The sequence below is a fragment of the Pseudomonas sp. TMW22091 genome, from assembly GCF_022496705.1.
GTDB lineage: Bacteria > Pseudomonadota > Gammaproteobacteria > Pseudomonadales > Pseudomonadaceae > Aquipseudomonas > Aquipseudomonas saxonica.
In genome coordinates this window covers 42679-59307 of the sequence record NZ_SCFI01000001.1, presented here as the reverse complement: position 1 = coordinate 59307, position 16629 = coordinate 42679, and the positions used below count along the sequence as shown (strand labels likewise).

The window sequence follows — 16629 nt, the reverse complement described above, 5'->3', positions numbered from 1 at the left end:
CCGCACATCAGGCGTTGTATTCCTTCGGGGGCATCACGGTTCAACTATTTACGATCGCTGCGCTATCGGACGTCGCCTTCGGCAACTGCTACGGGGATTTAATACATGCTGCAACTGATTTTGGGCGGGGCCCGCTCCGGTAAAAGTCGGCTGGCCGAAAAGCTTGCTGCTGAATCGGGCTTCGCTGTCACTTACATTGCCACCAGCCAACCGCTGGACGGCGAGATGAACGAGCGCGTGCGCCATCATCGGGAGCGTCGCCCCGCGCATTGGGCGCTGATCGAGGAGCCGCTCGAGCTGGCCCGAGTGCTACGCGAGAGCGCGCGCGAGGACACTTTTATCCTGGTTGATTGCTTGACGCTCTGGCTGACTAACTTGCTGATGCTGGAAAGCCCGCAGCGTTTGAATGCCGAGCGTGATGCACTGCTGGCGTGCCTGGCTGAACTGCCGGGGCAAATTGTTTTTGTCAGTAACGAAACTGGAATGGGCGTCATACCGATGGGCGAGTTGACACGTCGTTATGTCGATGAAGCCGGTTGGTTGCATCAAGCCTTGGCCGAGCGTTGTCAGCGAGTGGTGCTGACAATCGCGGGCCTGCCCCTGACATTGAAAGGAACTGCATTATGAGTACTCCGTGGTGGCTGCAACCGTGCCAGTCGGTTGACCTGCAACAAACGGCGGCGGCTGTCGCGCGACAGCAACAACTGACCAAACCGGCGGGGTCACTGGGCCAGCTGGAAGCGCTGGCCGTGCAACTGGCTGGCCTGCAAGGTTGCTTGAAACCCCGTGCCGACAAACTCTGGATTGCCATTTTCGCGGGTGATCACGGCGTGGTGGCGGAGGGCGTTTCGGCCTACCCGCAAGCGGTCACCGGGCAAATGCTGCATAACTTTGTCAACGGCGGTGCGGCAATCAGTGTGTTGGCGCGTCAGTTGGGTGCGCAACTGGATGTGGTGGATTTGGGCACTGTCACGCCGATGCTTAATCTTGCGGGTGTGCGTCACTTGCAACTGGGTGCTGGCACCGCCAATTTTGCCCACGGCCCGGCGATGTCTGACGGCCAAGGGCTAAAAGCATTGCAGGCAGGACGGGACAGTGTGCTCCGTGCACGCGAGGTCAACAGCGAACTGTTTATCGGCGGCGAAATGGGCATCGGCAATACAGCGTCTGCCAGCGCCGTGGCCAGTGCGTTACTGGACTGTCCTGCATCGCACTTGACCGGGCCGGGCACAGGTCTGGATGCGGCGGGTGTGAGCCATAAAGCCCGTGTCATAGATCGCGCGCTCGCGTTTCACGAGGGCTACCTGGACGATCCATTACAGACGTTGTTCCGCTTGGGTGGTTTTGAAATTGCTGCACTGGTGGGGGCTTATGTGGCCTGCGCTCAGGAAGGCATCGTTGCCTTGGTTGACGGTTTCATTTGCACGGTCGCGGCGATGGTCGCAGTGCGTTTGAATCCCGAGTGCCGTCAGTGGATGATCTTCAGTCATCGTGGGGCCGAGCAGGGCCATCGTCATGTACTTGAAAGTTTGCAGGCACAGCCCTTGCTCGATTTGGGGTTGCGTTTGGGCGAAGGCAGTGGCGCTGCTTTGGCCGTGCCGTTGATCCGCCTGGCCTGTGACCTGCATGGCCAAATGGCGACCTTCGCTGAAGCGGCTGTGGCGGATCGCCCAGCATGACGGTGCAGCTGGATTTGCTTCGTCACGGTGAAACTGAACTGGGTGGTGGCTTGCGTGGCAGTCTTGACGATGCGCTGACAGCCCGGGGTTGGGAGCAAATGCGAGCAGCCGTCAAAGGTCAAGGCCCATGGCAGCGCATAGTCAGTTCACCGCTGCAGCGGTGTGCGTTATTCGCCCGCGAGCTGGCAGAACAACTGGACGTGCCGTTGACCTTCGAGAAAGACCTGCAAGAACTGCATTTTGGCGAGTGGGAAGGGCGCACCGCGGCTGCGCTGATGGAAACAGACGCTGAGGCGCTGGGCCGGTTCTGGTCAGATCCTTACGCATTTACTCCGCCAGGTGCTGAGCCAGTCATAGCGTTTGCCACTCGAGTACTGACCGCCGCCGGGCGTTTGCAGCAGCGCTATGAGGGTGAGCGGGTGTTGGTCATCTGCCACGGTGGTGTCATGAAGTTGCTGTTGGCGCAGGCACGTGGTTTGCCCCGTGAACAGCTGTTGCAGATACCAGTGGTCAATGGCGCTCTGTTTTCATTGCACGTTCGCGCTGGCGGCTTGTTGAGCGAGGCAGGCTGACATGTTGCCTTTCTGGATCGCCTTACAGTTCTTGAGCAGTTTGCCCATTACTTTGCCGGGCATGCCAAAACCTCAAGAGCTGGGACGTTCGCTGCTGTTTTACCCGTTGGTGGGCGTGCTCTTCGGCGGGGTGTTATGGGGCGTCAGCGCGCTGTTGGCGGGTATACCGCTGATGTTGCACGCAGCCTTGCTGCTGACTGTTTGGGTGCTGCTCAGTGGCGGGCTTCATCTGGATGGGCTGGCTGACAGTGCCGATGCCTGGCTAGGCGGTTTTGGTGATCGTGAGCGCACGTTGACCATCATGAAAGACCCGCGTAGTGGTCCGATTGCCGTGGTTGTCTTGGTGTTGGTGCTGCTGTTGAAGTTCTGTGCCTTGCTGGCGTTGATCGAGCACCATCAGGCGATGATTTTGGTGATTGTGCCCGTGATTGGTCGCAGCGCTTTGCTGGGTGTGTTTCTGACAACACCTTATGTGCGGGCAGGCGGTTTGGGCCAAGCACTGGCGGATCATTTGCCACGCAAGGCGGGGTGGTGGGTATTGGCGGGAAGTGCGTTAGTGTGCGTGGCGTTGGCCGGGTATGCAGGGCTGTGGGCTCTAGCGCTGGCAACTCTGGGATTCGTCTGGTTGCGCCACGTGATGATGCGCCGTCTGGCAGGCACCACGGGCGATACAGCCGGAGCGTTGCTGGAGTTGCTTGAAGTGTTGGTGTTGGTAGGGTTGGCGTTATAAAGGGTATTTGTGACGCTTAAATCTTGATTCTCCATTATTGCGGGTATATACATACAATATGTTACCAACCCAGTGTTTATGCACCAACCTGCGGCGTGCCTCGCGAGGCATCAGCAGGCATTACGACGGCGCCCTTGATGGCTTTGGGATCAACGTTGCGCAGTTTTCCTTGATGACTAACCTCAAGCGCCTCGACCAGCCGAGCATTTCCAGTCTGGCTGAAGCGATGGGGTTGGACCGCAGCACTTTGGGACGCAATTTGCGCGTACTCGAAGGTGTCGGCCTGGTGAAGCTGGCAGAGGGCGAAGATCAACGCAACCGGCTGGTGTGCCTGACCGAAGAGGGAGAGAGGCGTCTCACGGCAGCCACGCCTGCATGGGAAGCCGCGCAGCAGCGTCTTGTCGACCGTCTGGGTGAAGAGCGTCGCGAACAATTGTTGCAGCTGTTGGATGAATTGGCGGGTTCCGAATGAGGCGCCTGTTACACGACTGAACATGGGTATATACCCGCGCTTGGAGAATAATAATGACAACGGTGTGGCGTAACAGTGCCTGGGTGCTCTTGGGCAGTGCGTTGATTTTGGCACTGTCCTTGGGGGTGAGGCACGGCTTCGGGCTGTTCTTGCCACCCATGAGTGCGCAATTTGGCTGGGGGCGCGAGGTGTTCGCGTTTGCCATTGCCTTGCAGAATCTGATCTGGGGTTTGGCGCAGCCTTTTACCGGCGCGTTGGCTGATCGGTTTGGCGCGGCCAAAGTGGTCATTATTGGCGGTGTTCTGTACGCCGTTGGCCTTGTGTTGATGGGGTTGTCGGACTCGCTGCTGTCGTTGTCGCTAAGTGCCGGCTTGTTGATTGGCATCGGACTTTCAGGCACGTCTTTTTCGGTGATTTTGGGCGTCGTGGGGCGCGCCTTGCCTCCTGAAAAACGCAGCATGGGCATGGGTATTGCCAGTGCTGCAGGGTCTTTCGGTCAGTTTGCGATGTTGCCAGGAACCCTGGGCCTTATTGGCTGGTTAGGCTGGTCATCTGCCTTGCTGGTGCTGGGGCTGCTGGTGGCGCTGATCATACCGCTGGTCTCCCTGCTCAAAGACCGGCCCATGCCCAACCTGGGGGGTGAGCAAACGCTTAAACAAGCACTCAGTGAAGCCTGCTCGCACTCGGGGTTCTGGTTGTTGGCCTTCGGATTTTTTGTCTGCGGCTTTCAGGTCGTCTTTATCGGTATTCATCTGCCGGCTTATCTGGTGGACCAGCATTTGCCTGCCACGGTCGGCACAACGGTGTTGGCGCTGATTGGCCTGTTCAACATATTTGGCACCTATACGGCGGGATGGCTCGGTGGGCGTATGTCCAAACCTCGTTTGCTGACCGGGTTATATCTGGCGCGGGCGGTGGTGATCGTATTGTTTCTTTGGGCGCCGGTAACACACATCAGCGCGTATCTGTTTGGTATGGCCATGGGCTTCTTGTGGCTCTCCACTGTGCCGTTGACCAATGGCACCGTCGCTACCATGTTCGGGGTGCGTAATCTGTCCATGCTGGGCGGAATCGTGTTTCTCTTTCATCAGTTGGGCGCTTTCCTCGGAGGTTGGCTGGGCGGCGTGGTCTATGATCAGACCGGCAGCTACGACATCATCTGGCAGGTCTCGATTGTATTGAGCCTGCTGGCAGCAGCCTTGAACTGGCCAGTGCGCGAGCGTCCAGTGGCACGGTTGCAAGCCCAAGGGAGTCTGGCATGAATAGGACATGGTTAGGGGTGGTTGCTGTGAGTGCCGGTTTTGTCTTGCTGGCACTGACGTGGTGGGGTTGGCACCAAGGTGGGCTGGCTATGATGCAATTGGGGATGGGCACTTGCTAGGCGCTCTACGAAATCAATCTGCGCTCGGTTATGCGTCGTTGAAAACAGGCTCGTGCGGGAGTCCGGCTGTTCCTCGCCTGTTTTCGCTTTGCTTAACCTTCGCGCGAAAACATTTCGTACAGACCCTAAGCTTCTTGATTAAGGAAAACCATAATGTTTAAGCGCTGGGTTGCGATGCCTGTATTGCTGTTGGCCTGTGCCGGTTCGGTCTGGGCCGCTGACTGTCCACCACTGCTGGAGGGCTCGCTGCCCAAGTTACGGGCAAAGGAATCAATCGACCTGTGTGAGCGATTTGCCGGCAAGCCTTTATTGATCGTCAATACTGCGAGTTTTTGCGGTTTTGCTCCGCAATTCAAAGGGTTGGAAGCGCTGAACAAGCGATTTAATTCGAAAGGCCTTGAGTTGATTGGAGTGCCTTCGGATGACTTTAAACAAGAAGCCAAGGACGGCGAAGAGACCGCCAAGGTCTGCTATGTCAATTATGGCGTCACGTTCACCATGATCGATCCGCAAAAAGTGCGAGGAGATGATGCAACGCATATGTTTAAAGTGTTGGCAGAACAGAGCAGTGCACCAAAGTGGAACTTCTACAAGTATGTCGTTGATCGAAAAGGCAATGTCATTGCCAATTTTTCAAGTCTGACCAAACCGGATGATCCAGAACTGATTGAGGCGATCAATAAAGCCATCGCTTCTAAGTCCTGACCGTTCTCCATTGAAAAGCCCCGCCTCTAAAAGAGAGCGGGGCTTTTTTAACTCAGTGGGCAATGAATCATGCGCGCAGTGAATTAGAACTTGTAGGTTGCACCTACTGCGAAACCGTTAGCACTGTTTTCATACTTGGCGCTGTAAGAGTTGAGTTGGTTCGAGTCATGAACTTTCACCGATTCTTCTTTCAGGTACGAATACGCGGCGTCGATGGTCAGGTTTTCATTGACGGCATAACCGGCACCCAAGCTGAAAATCGTACGGTCGCCAGTAGGAATGCGCGGCGAACGGTTTTCGTTATTGGTCGGCGACTGATCCCATGACAGGCCGGTGCGCAGGATCCACTGTTTGTTCAACTGGTAGGACGTACCAATAGCGTATGCCCAGGTATCATGCCAGTTCTGTTCTTCCTTGATGGTGCCCAATAGTGCAGCACCGATACCACCTGAGTTAACCGGGCTGACACCGTCGTTTTTCACGGTGATATCTTTCAGGCGACTCCAGCGCGTCCAGGTAGTACCCGCATAGACTCTCCATGCATCACTCAGTTCTTGAGTGACGGAAAGGTCATAGGATTCTGGGGTATCAATCGACAGCGAAGCGTCGTAACGATTGCTCTTCATCAACTGTGCCGGGGTGCCGGCTGCAGCGGAAACTTTGGTATGCCCATCAAGATCGTAACTGACCTTGGAGTGATAAGTCAGGCCGACGCGAGTTGTGTCGGTTGCCTGAACCAGCACGCCGATGTTGAAACCCAGAGCGGTATCGGTGCCCTTGATTTCTACGTTGGTGTCACCAAACGCCGGGTTGAGGGTAAGGTCAGATTCGAGCGTGCCGGAAATGTGGTTAATGGTCGGGCCGAAACCCACCGACACGCGATCATTGAAGGCATAACTGACAGTCGGCTGGAGCGTTATAACTTTGACTTCGCTCTTCTTGCCGAACGCGCGACCCTGGAAACCGCTTTCATAATCGGTCACCAGGCCGAAAGGTGCGTATACCCCAAAACCGACCGCCCATTGGTCATTCAGTTTGTTGGTATAAAAACCCATCGGGACGCCAGTAAAGGGAACCATGTCACCTTTATTGGTACCAGGGTATCTACCTGAAGCATCTTTAATGTCGGTCGACGCGTCAATTACAGCGATGCCGCCAGTAATTTGCTGGCCGCTAAGGCGGGACATACCGGCAGGGTTGCCAAACACGGTACTTGCATCGTCGGCAATAGACGAGCGACCTGCGAAACCGGTCCCCATGCCGCTAATGCTTTGTTCGTTAAGTGCGAAGCCACTTGCGAAAATCTGACTGGAAGCCAAAGTGACGGCGAGGCTAAGTGTGGTCTTGAGCATTACTTTTTTCATTATTAGAACTCCTTTTGATCACCGGACGAAAGCTACCAACATTTTTAATTAAGCGCTATAGGCTAATTCGCAGAAGTTAACGTTGTTTTGTAGGACAATCCGTACGGTTTTAGATCTTTTTTATAATAGTGTGCGTGGTTGAAAATTTAAGCCACTTGGTTGAGGGGTGTAACACAGCTGCGCCATGCATTAGCAAAATCGCGCAAACGTCCTTGTGGTTCAAAGGCTTGGCGCCAGACTCTTGCCATGCCTTGTATGTCATCCGCGGCTGGGATCGACACATGAAGCTGTTCTATCAGCAGCCAGGCAATAGCCGTGGCGTACCGTAAATTAACGGTGAGTTCGAGGTGAGGGTTGCCTAAAAAGGCATGCTGACTGGCCAGTCCGCGAACCAGGCTCGCCAGGTCAGGCGTTTGGGCAAGGTAGTTATCCCAAAGCGCGGCATGCCGAGGTTCGCGAATACAGTACAGGCCATGGCCCCGACGGTCGTGCAGGGCAGCCCCTAAATTTGACTGGCTGGCGGCAATACCCAGTAACAAGGTTTCTGCATTTGGATTGTTCTGACCCAGATACGCAAGCGTGGGTCTTATGACGTACAGACTCAACTCTTTGGCAGCGATACCCATAATGTCCTCGACGCCTGTAAATGGCCGGCGACCCACAAGGGCTTGGCAGCAATGAGTCGGAAGGGGTCGCCGGAAGCGGGTGATACCGCTTAACTTGAAGTCTAGTGTCATATATCAGCTGTAAAGGACTGTTTTTAAAACATTTACAGCATCGAGGGGTTCGCTATATATCTGCAAGTACTTAAGCGCTACCGGATATTTCTTAAATGGCAGGCAATAAAAAGCCCCGCTGATAGGGCAGGGCTTTTGGAGTGACGCTCAGGTTTTCAGGCGACCAGCGCCTGACGAGTACGGTCGATCACAGCTTGCAGGGGTTCTGCGCTGGAATATTGATCGGGGTACAGGCGTTCGCTGTGACGGGCGATACCGTGTTCGTTGACCAGAGTGAAGCTAAAGCATCCTTTGCGAGCGGCCATAATCAGGCAGTTCATTGGGGCAAAGGCGTTGGTTAGGGTGCGAATGGCATCCTGAGTATGGATTTGAGTCGACATAGTTATTAGGTGTTCCTACAAATGACACGGATATGATCCGTGCTGCGTTAAAACGTTCCAGTAACGTCGAGCTATCTTTGGCTTGACGAAGAACCTGACTGGAACAAAGCCGCCAGTTGTAGCGCATAAATTATGTGGCGCTTGGGCTGGCAGGTAGGTACTTAGGAGGGCAGGCAATCACAACGGGAGCTAAGGTTCCATGCTCGGGGTGAAGATCCTGATCAATTTGCAGGTTGGTTCGGTCAGAATAAAGTGCTTCGCGCTACCCTTTGGTTTTCAAAGGCCGTAGCGTCACAAGATTTACCTGGAAACCATCGAGGGGGTCGATCCTGTTTTTCAGCGTTTCTTCGACTTTATGGAAGATGGCGTAAGGATTTGTTCGGCCCGAATTGACTTTCAGCTTGGTACTAACGCTGCGGATAGTAACCAGTTGAAAATTTAAATGCAAGTGTGCTAGTAAAAATACTTTCTGTAGGGGGTCGATTAGGATTGATTGCCTTAGGGAGAATTTTGGGGGGCTTTAGTCCATTTTTAGCGTAGTTGCGGTAGTGGCTTAATGGACTGTAGTCATTTGAAAGGGCGGCCTGACTGCGGTCCACGCCAGAGCGTTGCCTACAAGATTGAGCTTTTTTTTGCCCCGGTTTGTGCAGCGCAAATGGACTTGTGCACATTAATGGCGCGGCGCGAAAAATGGCTTGGCAGGCAAGGGTGCGGGCTCGCCTAGCCTGTTTGGCAAATTTAAGTCAATGAAAAACATCGTTTTTTATAGTTGGTGAAAAAATCGTCAGTTTGACCCTAGGCCGCATGGGGTGGGCGTTTGCGAGGGTTTCAGTAGGGTTGTCCACTGACTTATCCACAGGATCTGTGGATTGTCCCGTGCGCTTGCTCTAGATCGCGGGTATAGACCTTTTTGGGCTTTACCAAGATGAAAAAAGGAGTAGAGTGGCGCGCCTTCTGTTCTGCCCTACAGTATTTTATGAAGTTTCGCACAACTACTGCTTCCGCAGCTCGCCCGACCACGCCCTCTGATGCCCCCAAGCGCTTTTCGCTGCGGGTTGCTATCTGGCTGCTGGATAACCCTCGTCTGGGCGCTAACCCCAGCGTCAAGCATGTTGCAGGCCACTTGCTGAAACAACCTGCCCGCCAAGGTGTGGTATTGGCGCAAAGCCGTTTAGGGCAATTGATGTGCCGTGACTGTGGAAGCGCCCGCGACCGGCGAATCGGCCACGAGCTTTTGCGTCAGGCCGCACGTGCTGGAGACCGCGTAGCGCAGCAAGAACTGAGCAAAAACGAAGGCTGAGCTGTCTTCGGCCTTGCAGCTTGGTTAACCTTGCTCTTTTAGCGCGTGCGGAGGGGTTATGACCCTGGACTTGAACAGCTTTTTGCTGGGCCTTTTGGTGTCAGGTGTGCCGCTGTTGGCGCTCCTCTGGCAGTTACAGCGCCGTTACAGTGCTCATCCCGCTGAATTGGCAATGCTTAATGAACGCCTGAATTTGGCGCTGTTGGCGCAAGAGGGGCTTAGCGCTCAGCTGGATGCCGGCCGTGATGAGATCAGTGATCTGGGGCAGGCCAACTCTGCCAAGCAAGCCGAGCTTGCCGCGCTGCGTCGAGAGGTTGAGCTGTCGCAGGTGGAGCGCGATAACTCACGTGATGCTGCTCATGCCTGGAGTGTCGAACGCAGCCTCAAGGAAACTGAGTTGCGCCGCCTGGACGCTCACGCCGCCGCGCTGGCCGCCGAATTGCGCGAACAGCAAGACAGCCATCAGCAACGACTCAATGACCTGCAAGGTTCACGCGATGAGTTGCGGGCGCAATTTGCTGAGCTGGCGGGCAAAATTTTCGATGAGCGCGAGCAGCGTTTCGCCGAGACCAGCAATGAACGCCTGGGTCAGTTGCTTGATCCGCTGAAAGAGCGCATCCAATCATTCGAGAAGCGGGTAGAAGAAAGCTACCAGCAAGAAGCGCGTGAACGATTCTCCCTGGCCAAAGAGCTTGAGCGTTTGCAGCAGCTCAATTTGCGCCTGAGCGATGAAGCCACCAACCTGACTCGGGCCCTTAAAGGGCAGAAAACCCAAGGCAACTGGGGCGAGCTGATTCTTGAGCGCGTACTGGAGCATGCCGGGCTGGAGAAGGGGCGCGAGTATCAAACTCAGGTCAGCCTCAAAGGGCCCGATGGCGAGCGCTTTCAGCCTGACGTGTTGATCATGCTGCCGGGTGACAAGCAAGTGGTGGTCGACTCCAAGGTGAGCCTGACGGCGTATCAACAATATGTCAGTGCCGATGACGACGTGATCGGGCAGGCCGCGCTTAAACAGCATGTACTGTCACTGCGTAATCATGTGAAGGGCTTGGCCGGTAAAGACTATAAGCGTCTTGAGGGGCTGCACAGCCTGGACTTCGTCCTGTTGTTTGTACCCATCGAAGCGGCTTTTTCAGCTGCCCTGCAAGCTGAGCCTAATCTGTTTCAGGAAGCCTTCGATCGCAACATTGTGATTGTCAGTCCAACCACCTTGCTGGCGACCTTGCGGGTGATCGACAGTCTCTGGAAGCAGGAGCGTCAGAGCCAGAATGCTCGAGAAATCGCTGAGCGTGCGGGTTGGCTGTATGACAAGTTCGTGCTCTTTATTCAGGATCTGGATGAGGTCGGCAATCGGCTGCAACAACTGGATAAAGCCTATGCAGCGGCTCGCAACAAATTGACAGACGGGCGCGGCAATCTGGTCAGCCGCAGTGAGCAGTTGAAATTGTTGGGGGCGCGAGCCAGCAAAAGTTTGCCGACGGAATTGCTGGAACGCGCGATGGCTGATGTTGATGGCGTCGCTCACCCCGCCGAGTAAAGCATGGTTGACCGTAGGAGCCTTCGTCCCTCGTCAGCGACTATCAGGAGGGACGGCGTTTCTACAGCGGCACATGCCGGCTCAGCAGCGCTCGGAGCGCCGCCGGCTTGACCGGCTTGGGCAGGTACTCAAGCCCTGCCGCATGAACCTGAGCAATCATCTCAGGCCTACCGTCAGCGCTGATGACAACGCCTGGCACAGGTTCGCCCAGCTCGGCTCGTAACCAGCGCATCAGGTCGGTGCCTACTTCACCCTCATCCAGGTGGTAGTCCACCAGCACCAACTGCGGACGAACCCCTTCATTAAGCAGTGCGGCGCATTCCTCGCGATTGCGCGCGGTCCAAACTCGGCAGCCCCATCGCGTCAGCAAACTCTGCATGCCGATCAGAATGCTGTCTTCGTTGTCGACACACAGTATTTGAGCGCCTTTTGCGGTTTGGCCGTTTTGCTCGGGAACGTTCGGTTGCGGTGCTGTCTGGCTTTTGGCAAGTGGCACTCGCACGCTGAATACACTGCCTTTTCCCTGCCATGAGCGCACTTCCAGGCTATGCCCGAGCACTTGGCACAAGCCGTCCGCAATGGCCAAGCCAAGCCCCAGGCCTTTCTCTGCCCGGGTCTGGTGACTGTCCAGGCGTTTGAATTCTTCAAAAATGACCTTGAGTTTGTCCTCGGGAATTCCGGGCCCTCGGTCCCACACTTCAAGAGAAAGCTCATTACCGCGTCGACGCACCCCCAATAGCACCGGCCCTTTGGCATAGCGGAAGGCATTGGTCAGAAAGTTCTGCAAGATACGGCGCAACAATTTGATGTCGCTGTTCACGCGCAGTCGACTGCCTCGCACTCTGAAACTCAAGCCTTGTTCCTTAGCGTGCGCCGTGAACTCGTTCCCCAGAGTGTCGAACAGGTCATTGATGGCGAAAGGCTTGATGTCGGGGGTGATTTTTCCGTTTTCCAGACGTGAAATATCCAGCAAGTCACTGATCAAGTCTTCGGCAGAGCGTAATGAACTGTCCAGATGTTGCACCAGCTTCTTCGCCTCCGGGCTCAGTTCCTCTTCCTGGTGAGAGAGCGCTGAAGAGAAGAGCCGGGCGGCATTCATCGGCTGCATCAGGTCATGGCTGACGGCTGCAAGGAAGCGGGTTTTTGACTGGTTGGCCGCTTCCGCTACGCCTTTGGCTTCGGTCAGCGCCTGATTGAGTTGTGACAGCTCATGGGTACGCTCAGCGACCCGCTGTTCAAGCCCTTCATTGGCTTCGGTAAGGGCTTGTTCGGCCTCGCGGAACGCGGTGATGTCGGTAAAACTCATCACGAAGCCGCCGCCTGGCATGGGGTTGCCGATCAGTTCGATCACCCTGCCATTGGGGAACAACCGCTCGGAAGTGTGTGCCCGCCCTTGACGCATCCAATGCAGGCGCCGGGCCACGTGTACTTCGGCTTCGCCGGGGCCGCACAAACCGCGTTCGGCATTGTGCCTAATGATGTCGGCAATCGGGCGGCCGACACTGATCAGTCCTTCGGGATAGTTGAAAAGCTCAAGGTAGCGACGGTTCCACGCCACCAGTCGCAGTGACTGATCGACCACACTGATGCCTTGAGTGATGTTTTCAATGGCGCCCTGTAGCAGGGCGCGGTTGAACTGCAAGACTTCCGAGGCTTCGTCCGCAATTCGCACAACATCCTCAAGCTGCATCTCCCGGCCTTCAATGGCCGCCTTGACCACCGCACGGGTAGATGACGCACCCAAGACCCCGGCCAGTAACCGTTCGGTATGAGCGATCCACTCACCGTCAGCATTTTGATTGGGGTTAAAGCCTTTGCCCTGACGATAGGCGAAGCGGATAAAGCTCTGGCGCGCCCGTTCTTCGCCTACAAAACGCGCAGCCAATGTCAGCAAGTCATTGATCTGCACTGACAGCATCGAACGCCCGCTGGGATGGCTGCTGATTTCCTGGCCGATAAAACGACCGGCCTGCCAGTGTTCCGAGACGCGGGTGCGCGACAGCACGGACACCCAGGCAAACAGTGTGAAGTTGCCGGCCAGTGACAGCACCACGCCCTGGGTCAGCGGAGTGATCGGCAAGCCAAGAGGGTTGCCGTGCAGCCACGCCAGCCCGGGGAAATGACTCAGGTGCCAGCCCAGGCTGTGGGCAATCAGCGGTAGCACCAAGGTGTAGAACCAGATAAAGGTTCCCGCTGCGAGCCCGGCGAAGACGCCTCGGCGGTTAGCTTGTTTCCAGTAGAGCGCGCCCAGCATGGCGGGTGCCAGTTGAGTCACGGCGGCAAAGGAAATTTGCCCGATGGTGGCCAGACTTGCTGTTGATCCCAATAAACGGTAACTGACATAAGCCAGCAGCAAGATCACCAGAATCGACACGCGACGCACCGAGAGCATCCAGTGGCGGAAAACTTCAAAAGGGCGCTCGGCATTTTTATGGCGCAACAACCAGGGCAGCAGCATGTCATTGGACACCATGGTCGACAGCGCCACGCTGGCCACAATCACCATGCCGGTAGCAGCAGAAGCGCCGCCGATAAAGGCCAGCATGGCAAGTGCAGGGTGTGCTTGCGCCAAAGGCAGGCTGATCACGAATGAGTCGGGCAAAACCGAACTGGGCAAGAGCATTTGCCCGGCCAGTGCGATAGGCACAACGAACAGTGCGGCCAGAATCAGATAAGCGGGGAACACCCACTTGGCCAGACGCAGGTCCTGCGGCTCGATGTTTTCGACCACGGTCACATGGAATTGGCGCGGCAGGCAGATGATCGCCATCATCGCCACACCCGTTTGCACTACCATTGATGGCCAGTTGATGGTTTCTTTCCAATACTCCTCAAGGCGGGGTGCCAGCATGGCTTGATCGAACAAGTCCTCAAAGCCGTCATACAAGCCATAGGTCACAAAGGCACCCACGGCGAGAAAAGCGAACAATTTGACCAGTGCCTCAAAGGCTATCGCCAGCACCATGCCCCGGTGGTGCTCGGTTGAGTCGAGATTGCGAGTACCGAAGACGATGGTAAACAGCGCCAGCACCAGCGACACGATAAGTGCCGTGTCCTGAGCGCGAGTGCCGGTAGCGTCTGCGCCGGCGCCAATCAACAGGTTGACCCCCAGCACAATGCCTTTGAGTTGCAGGGCGATATAGGGCAGCACGCCCACCAGGCAGATCAACGCCACCACAATCGCCAGCGACTGGGATTTGCCGTAGCGGGCTGCAATAAAGTCGGCAATAGAGGTGATGTTCTCCTGTTTGCTGATCATCACCATCTTTTGCAGCACCCAGGGTGCGCACACTAATAAAAGCACCGGGCCTAGATAGATGGGTAAAAACGCCCACAATTGCTCGGCGGCCTGCCCGACGGCGCCGAAGAATGTCCAACTGGTGCAATACACCGCCAGCGACAAGCTATACACCCATGCGCGAACCCGCGGCGGCAGCGGTTTGCTGCGCCGGTCACCATAAAAGGCAATGGCGAACATGATGGCCATATAGGCCAGAGCAACGGCGGCGATGAGCCCGCTGGACAACGACATGGACACTCCTGAAAGTAATAGACCCCTAGTCTCGCATGATGCTTGATTAACGTCAGCGTCGACCAAGGTCTGAGCGTGGCGTGGGGTCGCAGGTTAGTCATCAATGTGGCAGCATTTGATGGCTAAAGGCCTCTAATTTAGTATGGCGTCCATCATAAGAAAACCTTACGCACTCAGCGTAAGGAGCCTACCGCAAAGGAGAGGGTGTGAGAGCATTTGGACGTTCGTTGAGCGATTTTGGATCGCTGTTTGAATTGGAAAAGCAATTGCTTGCGGCGTGTCAAAAAGGAGACGTCGCCCAAGGAGACGTTGAGTGCCCTGAGCACGCGACCAGCCAGAATAAAGTCCGTGCGGGATTTATACGTTTTTTATTGTTGGGCGCTGAAGACGGAATTGCTATACATGAAAATGGGATTCAGCTTGGCAAGGCTTTTATAGTAGGTGCCCTCGATTTAAGAAGTGCGACAGTGGCTTACGCATTTACTCTTCGCTCATGCACGCTGACGAGAATCACGGCTTTTTCGGGCGCGCAGTTCAAGCAGACGGTGAGCTTGTATGGATCCCATCTTAAAGGGCTCAAAGCATACGGGATGTCGGTGCGTGGTGACTTTATCGCTAAAAAGATCCACACCACTCACTCTGTTAATATCAGTGCGGTGTCGGTTTATGGGAATGTGAGTTTTTCAGGCGCACAACTTAAGACGGGTTCCACTATTTCTCTGTCTGGAACGGATGCAGTAATAAAAGGCGGTTTCTTTCTCACGGACGGTTTTACAGCGGATGGGTTGGTCAAAGTAGTTGGTGCAGAGGTGGGCGGGCAGTTTAATTGTCGTGCAGGCACATTTTTGAACGAAGAGGTTGCTTTGGATGCGACAAGTATTAAAGCAGGGCGAGGTGTTTTTCTCCAGGGAGGATTTAAGTCTTACGGTGAAATGTTATTTATTGCGGCGTCCGTGAACGGCCAAATTAGTGCAAAAGATGCCACCCTGTCATGTAAGCATGGCGTAACACTCACCGCGGATCGCCTTCGATTAAACGGTAATATTTATTTTGATAAAGGCTTTACCTCTGAAGGGCGTGTCTCTCTGTGTGGGGCTGTAGTGGAGGGACAGTTAAATTGTTCAGGTGCCGTTTTCACGGGGTCTGAACAGGCTTTGTTAGCAAATAATTTGCATCTTACAGGCGTGGCAAACTTGGGTGGCGGTTTTTCCGCTAAAGGAACGGTTAGTTTTAATGGTGCTAGATTTGAGAGTGATTTGAATTTTACAGGTGCGGAGCGTATTGGAAAACTGCTGGCTGTTCGTGCTTGCATCAAAGGCGCCTTGAATATGGTTGATATTAAGCATCGTATAAATAAAGTTTCGCTGGCCGGTACCTATGCAGCTGTTCTTAATGATGATGCTGCTTCGTGGGGTAATCATTTGGTGCTTAATGGTTTTGTGTACGATTTTATAGATGTGCTCAACACGATGACGGTTAACGAACGTGTCAATTGGTTGAAAAAGCAATACGTACGCTCTTCAAAAAATAATGAAAAGATGAAAGACGAGTCGCCCGCGTTTGTCCCTCAGCCCTGGCAACAACTTAAGACTGTTCTAGAGAGTATGGGCCGCGCTGAAGATGCCCGCGAAATTGGCATCGAGTATGAGCGCCATCGTTCTAAGTGCGGGCAAATCGGATTGGCTCCGCAAAGTTGGAATATCGTCAGTAAAATAATCAACCGGATTGTCGCTAGGACCTTGCACGGTCTATACGGCATTTTGATTGGCTACGGCTATCGCCCTATTTTGTTACTGCTCTGGTTTTTGGGCGTATGGTTTTTCACCACCGCTTTCTACTGGTATGCAGCGAATCAAGGGGCTGTATTCGCCCCCAGCGATCCTCTGATATTTCAGAATCAGGCTTATACGTCGTGCCGACCCCCTGTTGAAGGGCCGTCTGCGCCGGGAACGGGAAACTGGTACCTGTGTGATGCACTTCCACAGGAATACACGGGTTTTAGCCCCATCGCCTTTTCACTGGATTTGCTGCTGCCGCTGGTTGACCTTCACCAAGAGAAGGATTGGGCGCCCCTGATCGAAACACCCAAGGCGAACGTAAAAGATGAGTTGCTGGGATTCTTCAGTCTCAAGCGGGCGGTGAGATTCGTGATGTGGTTTGAAATCCTCGCAGGATGGGGATTCAGTCTATTGTTCGTTGTCATTGTCTCTGGGTTGGCGCGGGCCAAAGAAAAGTAACCC

The 16629-nt window shown here is 54.9% G+C and carries 15 protein-coding genes; 11 read left to right on the top strand and 4 right to left on the bottom strand.

The window, feature by feature from the left end; all coding sequences use genetic code 11:
* Positions 1–105 precede the first annotated feature (105 nt).
* From cobU to EQV93_RS00255, 8 genes are all read left to right on the top strand, one after another.
* Positions 106–627, top strand: coding sequence for a bifunctional adenosylcobinamide kinase/adenosylcobinamide-phosphate guanylyltransferase (gene cobU / locus EQV93_RS00285; protein WP_240890693.1), 522 nt, complete (start codon positions 106–108; stop codon positions 625–627).
* Entirely contained in the window at positions 624–1679 is a 1056-nt protein-coding gene (gene cobT / locus EQV93_RS00280; protein WP_146383951.1) for a nicotinate-nucleotide--dimethylbenzimidazole phosphoribosyltransferase, read from the top strand. The genes cobU and cobT overlap by 4 nt, the downstream gene beginning before the upstream one ends.
* Positions 1676–2251 (top strand): alpha-ribazole phosphatase family protein, encoded by a 576-nt coding sequence (gene cobC / locus EQV93_RS00275; RefSeq protein ID WP_240890692.1) that lies wholly within the window; start codon positions 1676–1678, stop codon positions 2249–2251. Before cobT ends, cobC begins: the two co-directional genes overlap by 4 nt.
* A gap of 1 nt (position 2252) precedes the next feature.
* On the top strand, positions 2253–2981 hold the full coding sequence (locus EQV93_RS00270; protein WP_122784616.1) for an adenosylcobinamide-GDP ribazoletransferase: 729 nt from the start codon (positions 2253–2255) through the stop codon (positions 2979–2981).
* A gap of 58 nt (positions 2982–3039) precedes the next feature.
* The gene (locus tag EQV93_RS00265) at positions 3040–3453 is read left to right on the top strand and encodes a MarR family winged helix-turn-helix transcriptional regulator (protein WP_122784615.1); all 414 of its coding nucleotides are present in this window, start codon (positions 3040–3042) and stop codon (positions 3451–3453) included.
* 53 nt (positions 3454–3506) lie between these two features.
* Entirely contained in the window at positions 3507–4715 is a 1209-nt protein-coding gene (locus EQV93_RS00260; protein ID WP_122784614.1) for an MFS transporter, read from the top strand.
* Complete coding sequence (locus tag EQV93_RS22385) at positions 4712–4834, top strand: hypothetical protein (protein ID WP_267904032.1); 123 nt, start codon at positions 4712–4714, stop codon at positions 4832–4834. The genes EQV93_RS00260 and EQV93_RS22385 overlap by 4 nt, the downstream gene beginning before the upstream one ends.
* 153 nt (positions 4835–4987) lie before the next feature.
* Positions 4988–5539 (top strand): glutathione peroxidase, encoded by a 552-nt coding sequence (locus tag EQV93_RS00255; RefSeq protein ID WP_240890691.1) that lies wholly within the window; start codon positions 4988–4990, stop codon positions 5537–5539.
* A gap of 83 nt (positions 5540–5622) precedes the next feature.
* Here EQV93_RS00255 and EQV93_RS00250 read toward each other — a convergent pair whose 3' ends face one another.
* The 3 genes from EQV93_RS00250 to EQV93_RS00240 form a co-directional block, all read right to left on the bottom strand.
* Positions 5623–6903 (bottom strand): OmpP1/FadL family transporter, encoded by a 1281-nt coding sequence (locus tag EQV93_RS00250; protein WP_122784612.1) that lies wholly within the window; start codon positions 6901–6903, stop codon positions 5623–5625.
* Between the two features lie 146 nt (positions 6904–7049).
* Positions 7050–7529 carry a hypothetical protein gene (locus tag EQV93_RS00245; protein ID WP_122784611.1) on the bottom strand — a complete coding sequence of 160 codons (480 nt, stop codon included), beginning with the start codon at positions 7527–7529 and terminating at the stop codon, positions 7050–7052.
* A gap of 266 nt (positions 7530–7795) precedes the next feature.
* Complete coding sequence (locus EQV93_RS00240) at positions 7796–8020, bottom strand: hypothetical protein (protein ID WP_003214941.1); 225 nt, start codon at positions 8018–8020, stop codon at positions 7796–7798.
* A 976-nt stretch (positions 8021–8996) separates the two neighbouring features.
* On the opposite strand from EQV93_RS00240, the gene EQV93_RS00235 reads away from it, so the two are divergent.
* Together EQV93_RS00235 and rmuC are read left to right on the top strand one after the other, a co-directional pair.
* Positions 8997–9320, top strand: a complete 324-nt coding sequence (locus tag EQV93_RS00235; protein WP_122784610.1) for a sel1 repeat family protein — start codon at positions 8997–8999, stop codon at positions 9318–9320.
* Positions 9321–9492: 172 nt separating this feature from the next.
* Positions 9493–10857 carry a DNA recombination protein RmuC gene (gene rmuC, locus EQV93_RS00230; RefSeq protein WP_199751011.1) on the top strand — a complete coding sequence of 455 codons (1365 nt, stop codon included), beginning with the start codon at positions 9493–9495 and terminating at the stop codon, positions 10855–10857.
* A 61-nt stretch (positions 10858–10918) separates the two neighbouring features.
* On the opposite strand, the gene EQV93_RS00225 is transcribed toward rmuC, so the two are convergent.
* Positions 10919–14389: a hybrid sensor histidine kinase/response regulator gene (locus EQV93_RS00225; RefSeq protein WP_240890690.1), complete on the bottom strand. Its 3471-nt coding sequence runs from the start codon at positions 14387–14389 to the stop codon at positions 10919–10921.
* Between the two features lie 206 nt (positions 14390–14595).
* On the opposite strand from EQV93_RS00225, the gene EQV93_RS00220 reads away from it, so the two are divergent.
* Entirely contained in the window at positions 14596–16626 is a 2031-nt protein-coding gene (locus EQV93_RS00220; RefSeq protein ID WP_240890689.1) for a membrane-associated oxidoreductase, read from the top strand.
* Positions 16627–16629: the final 3 nt, after the last annotated feature.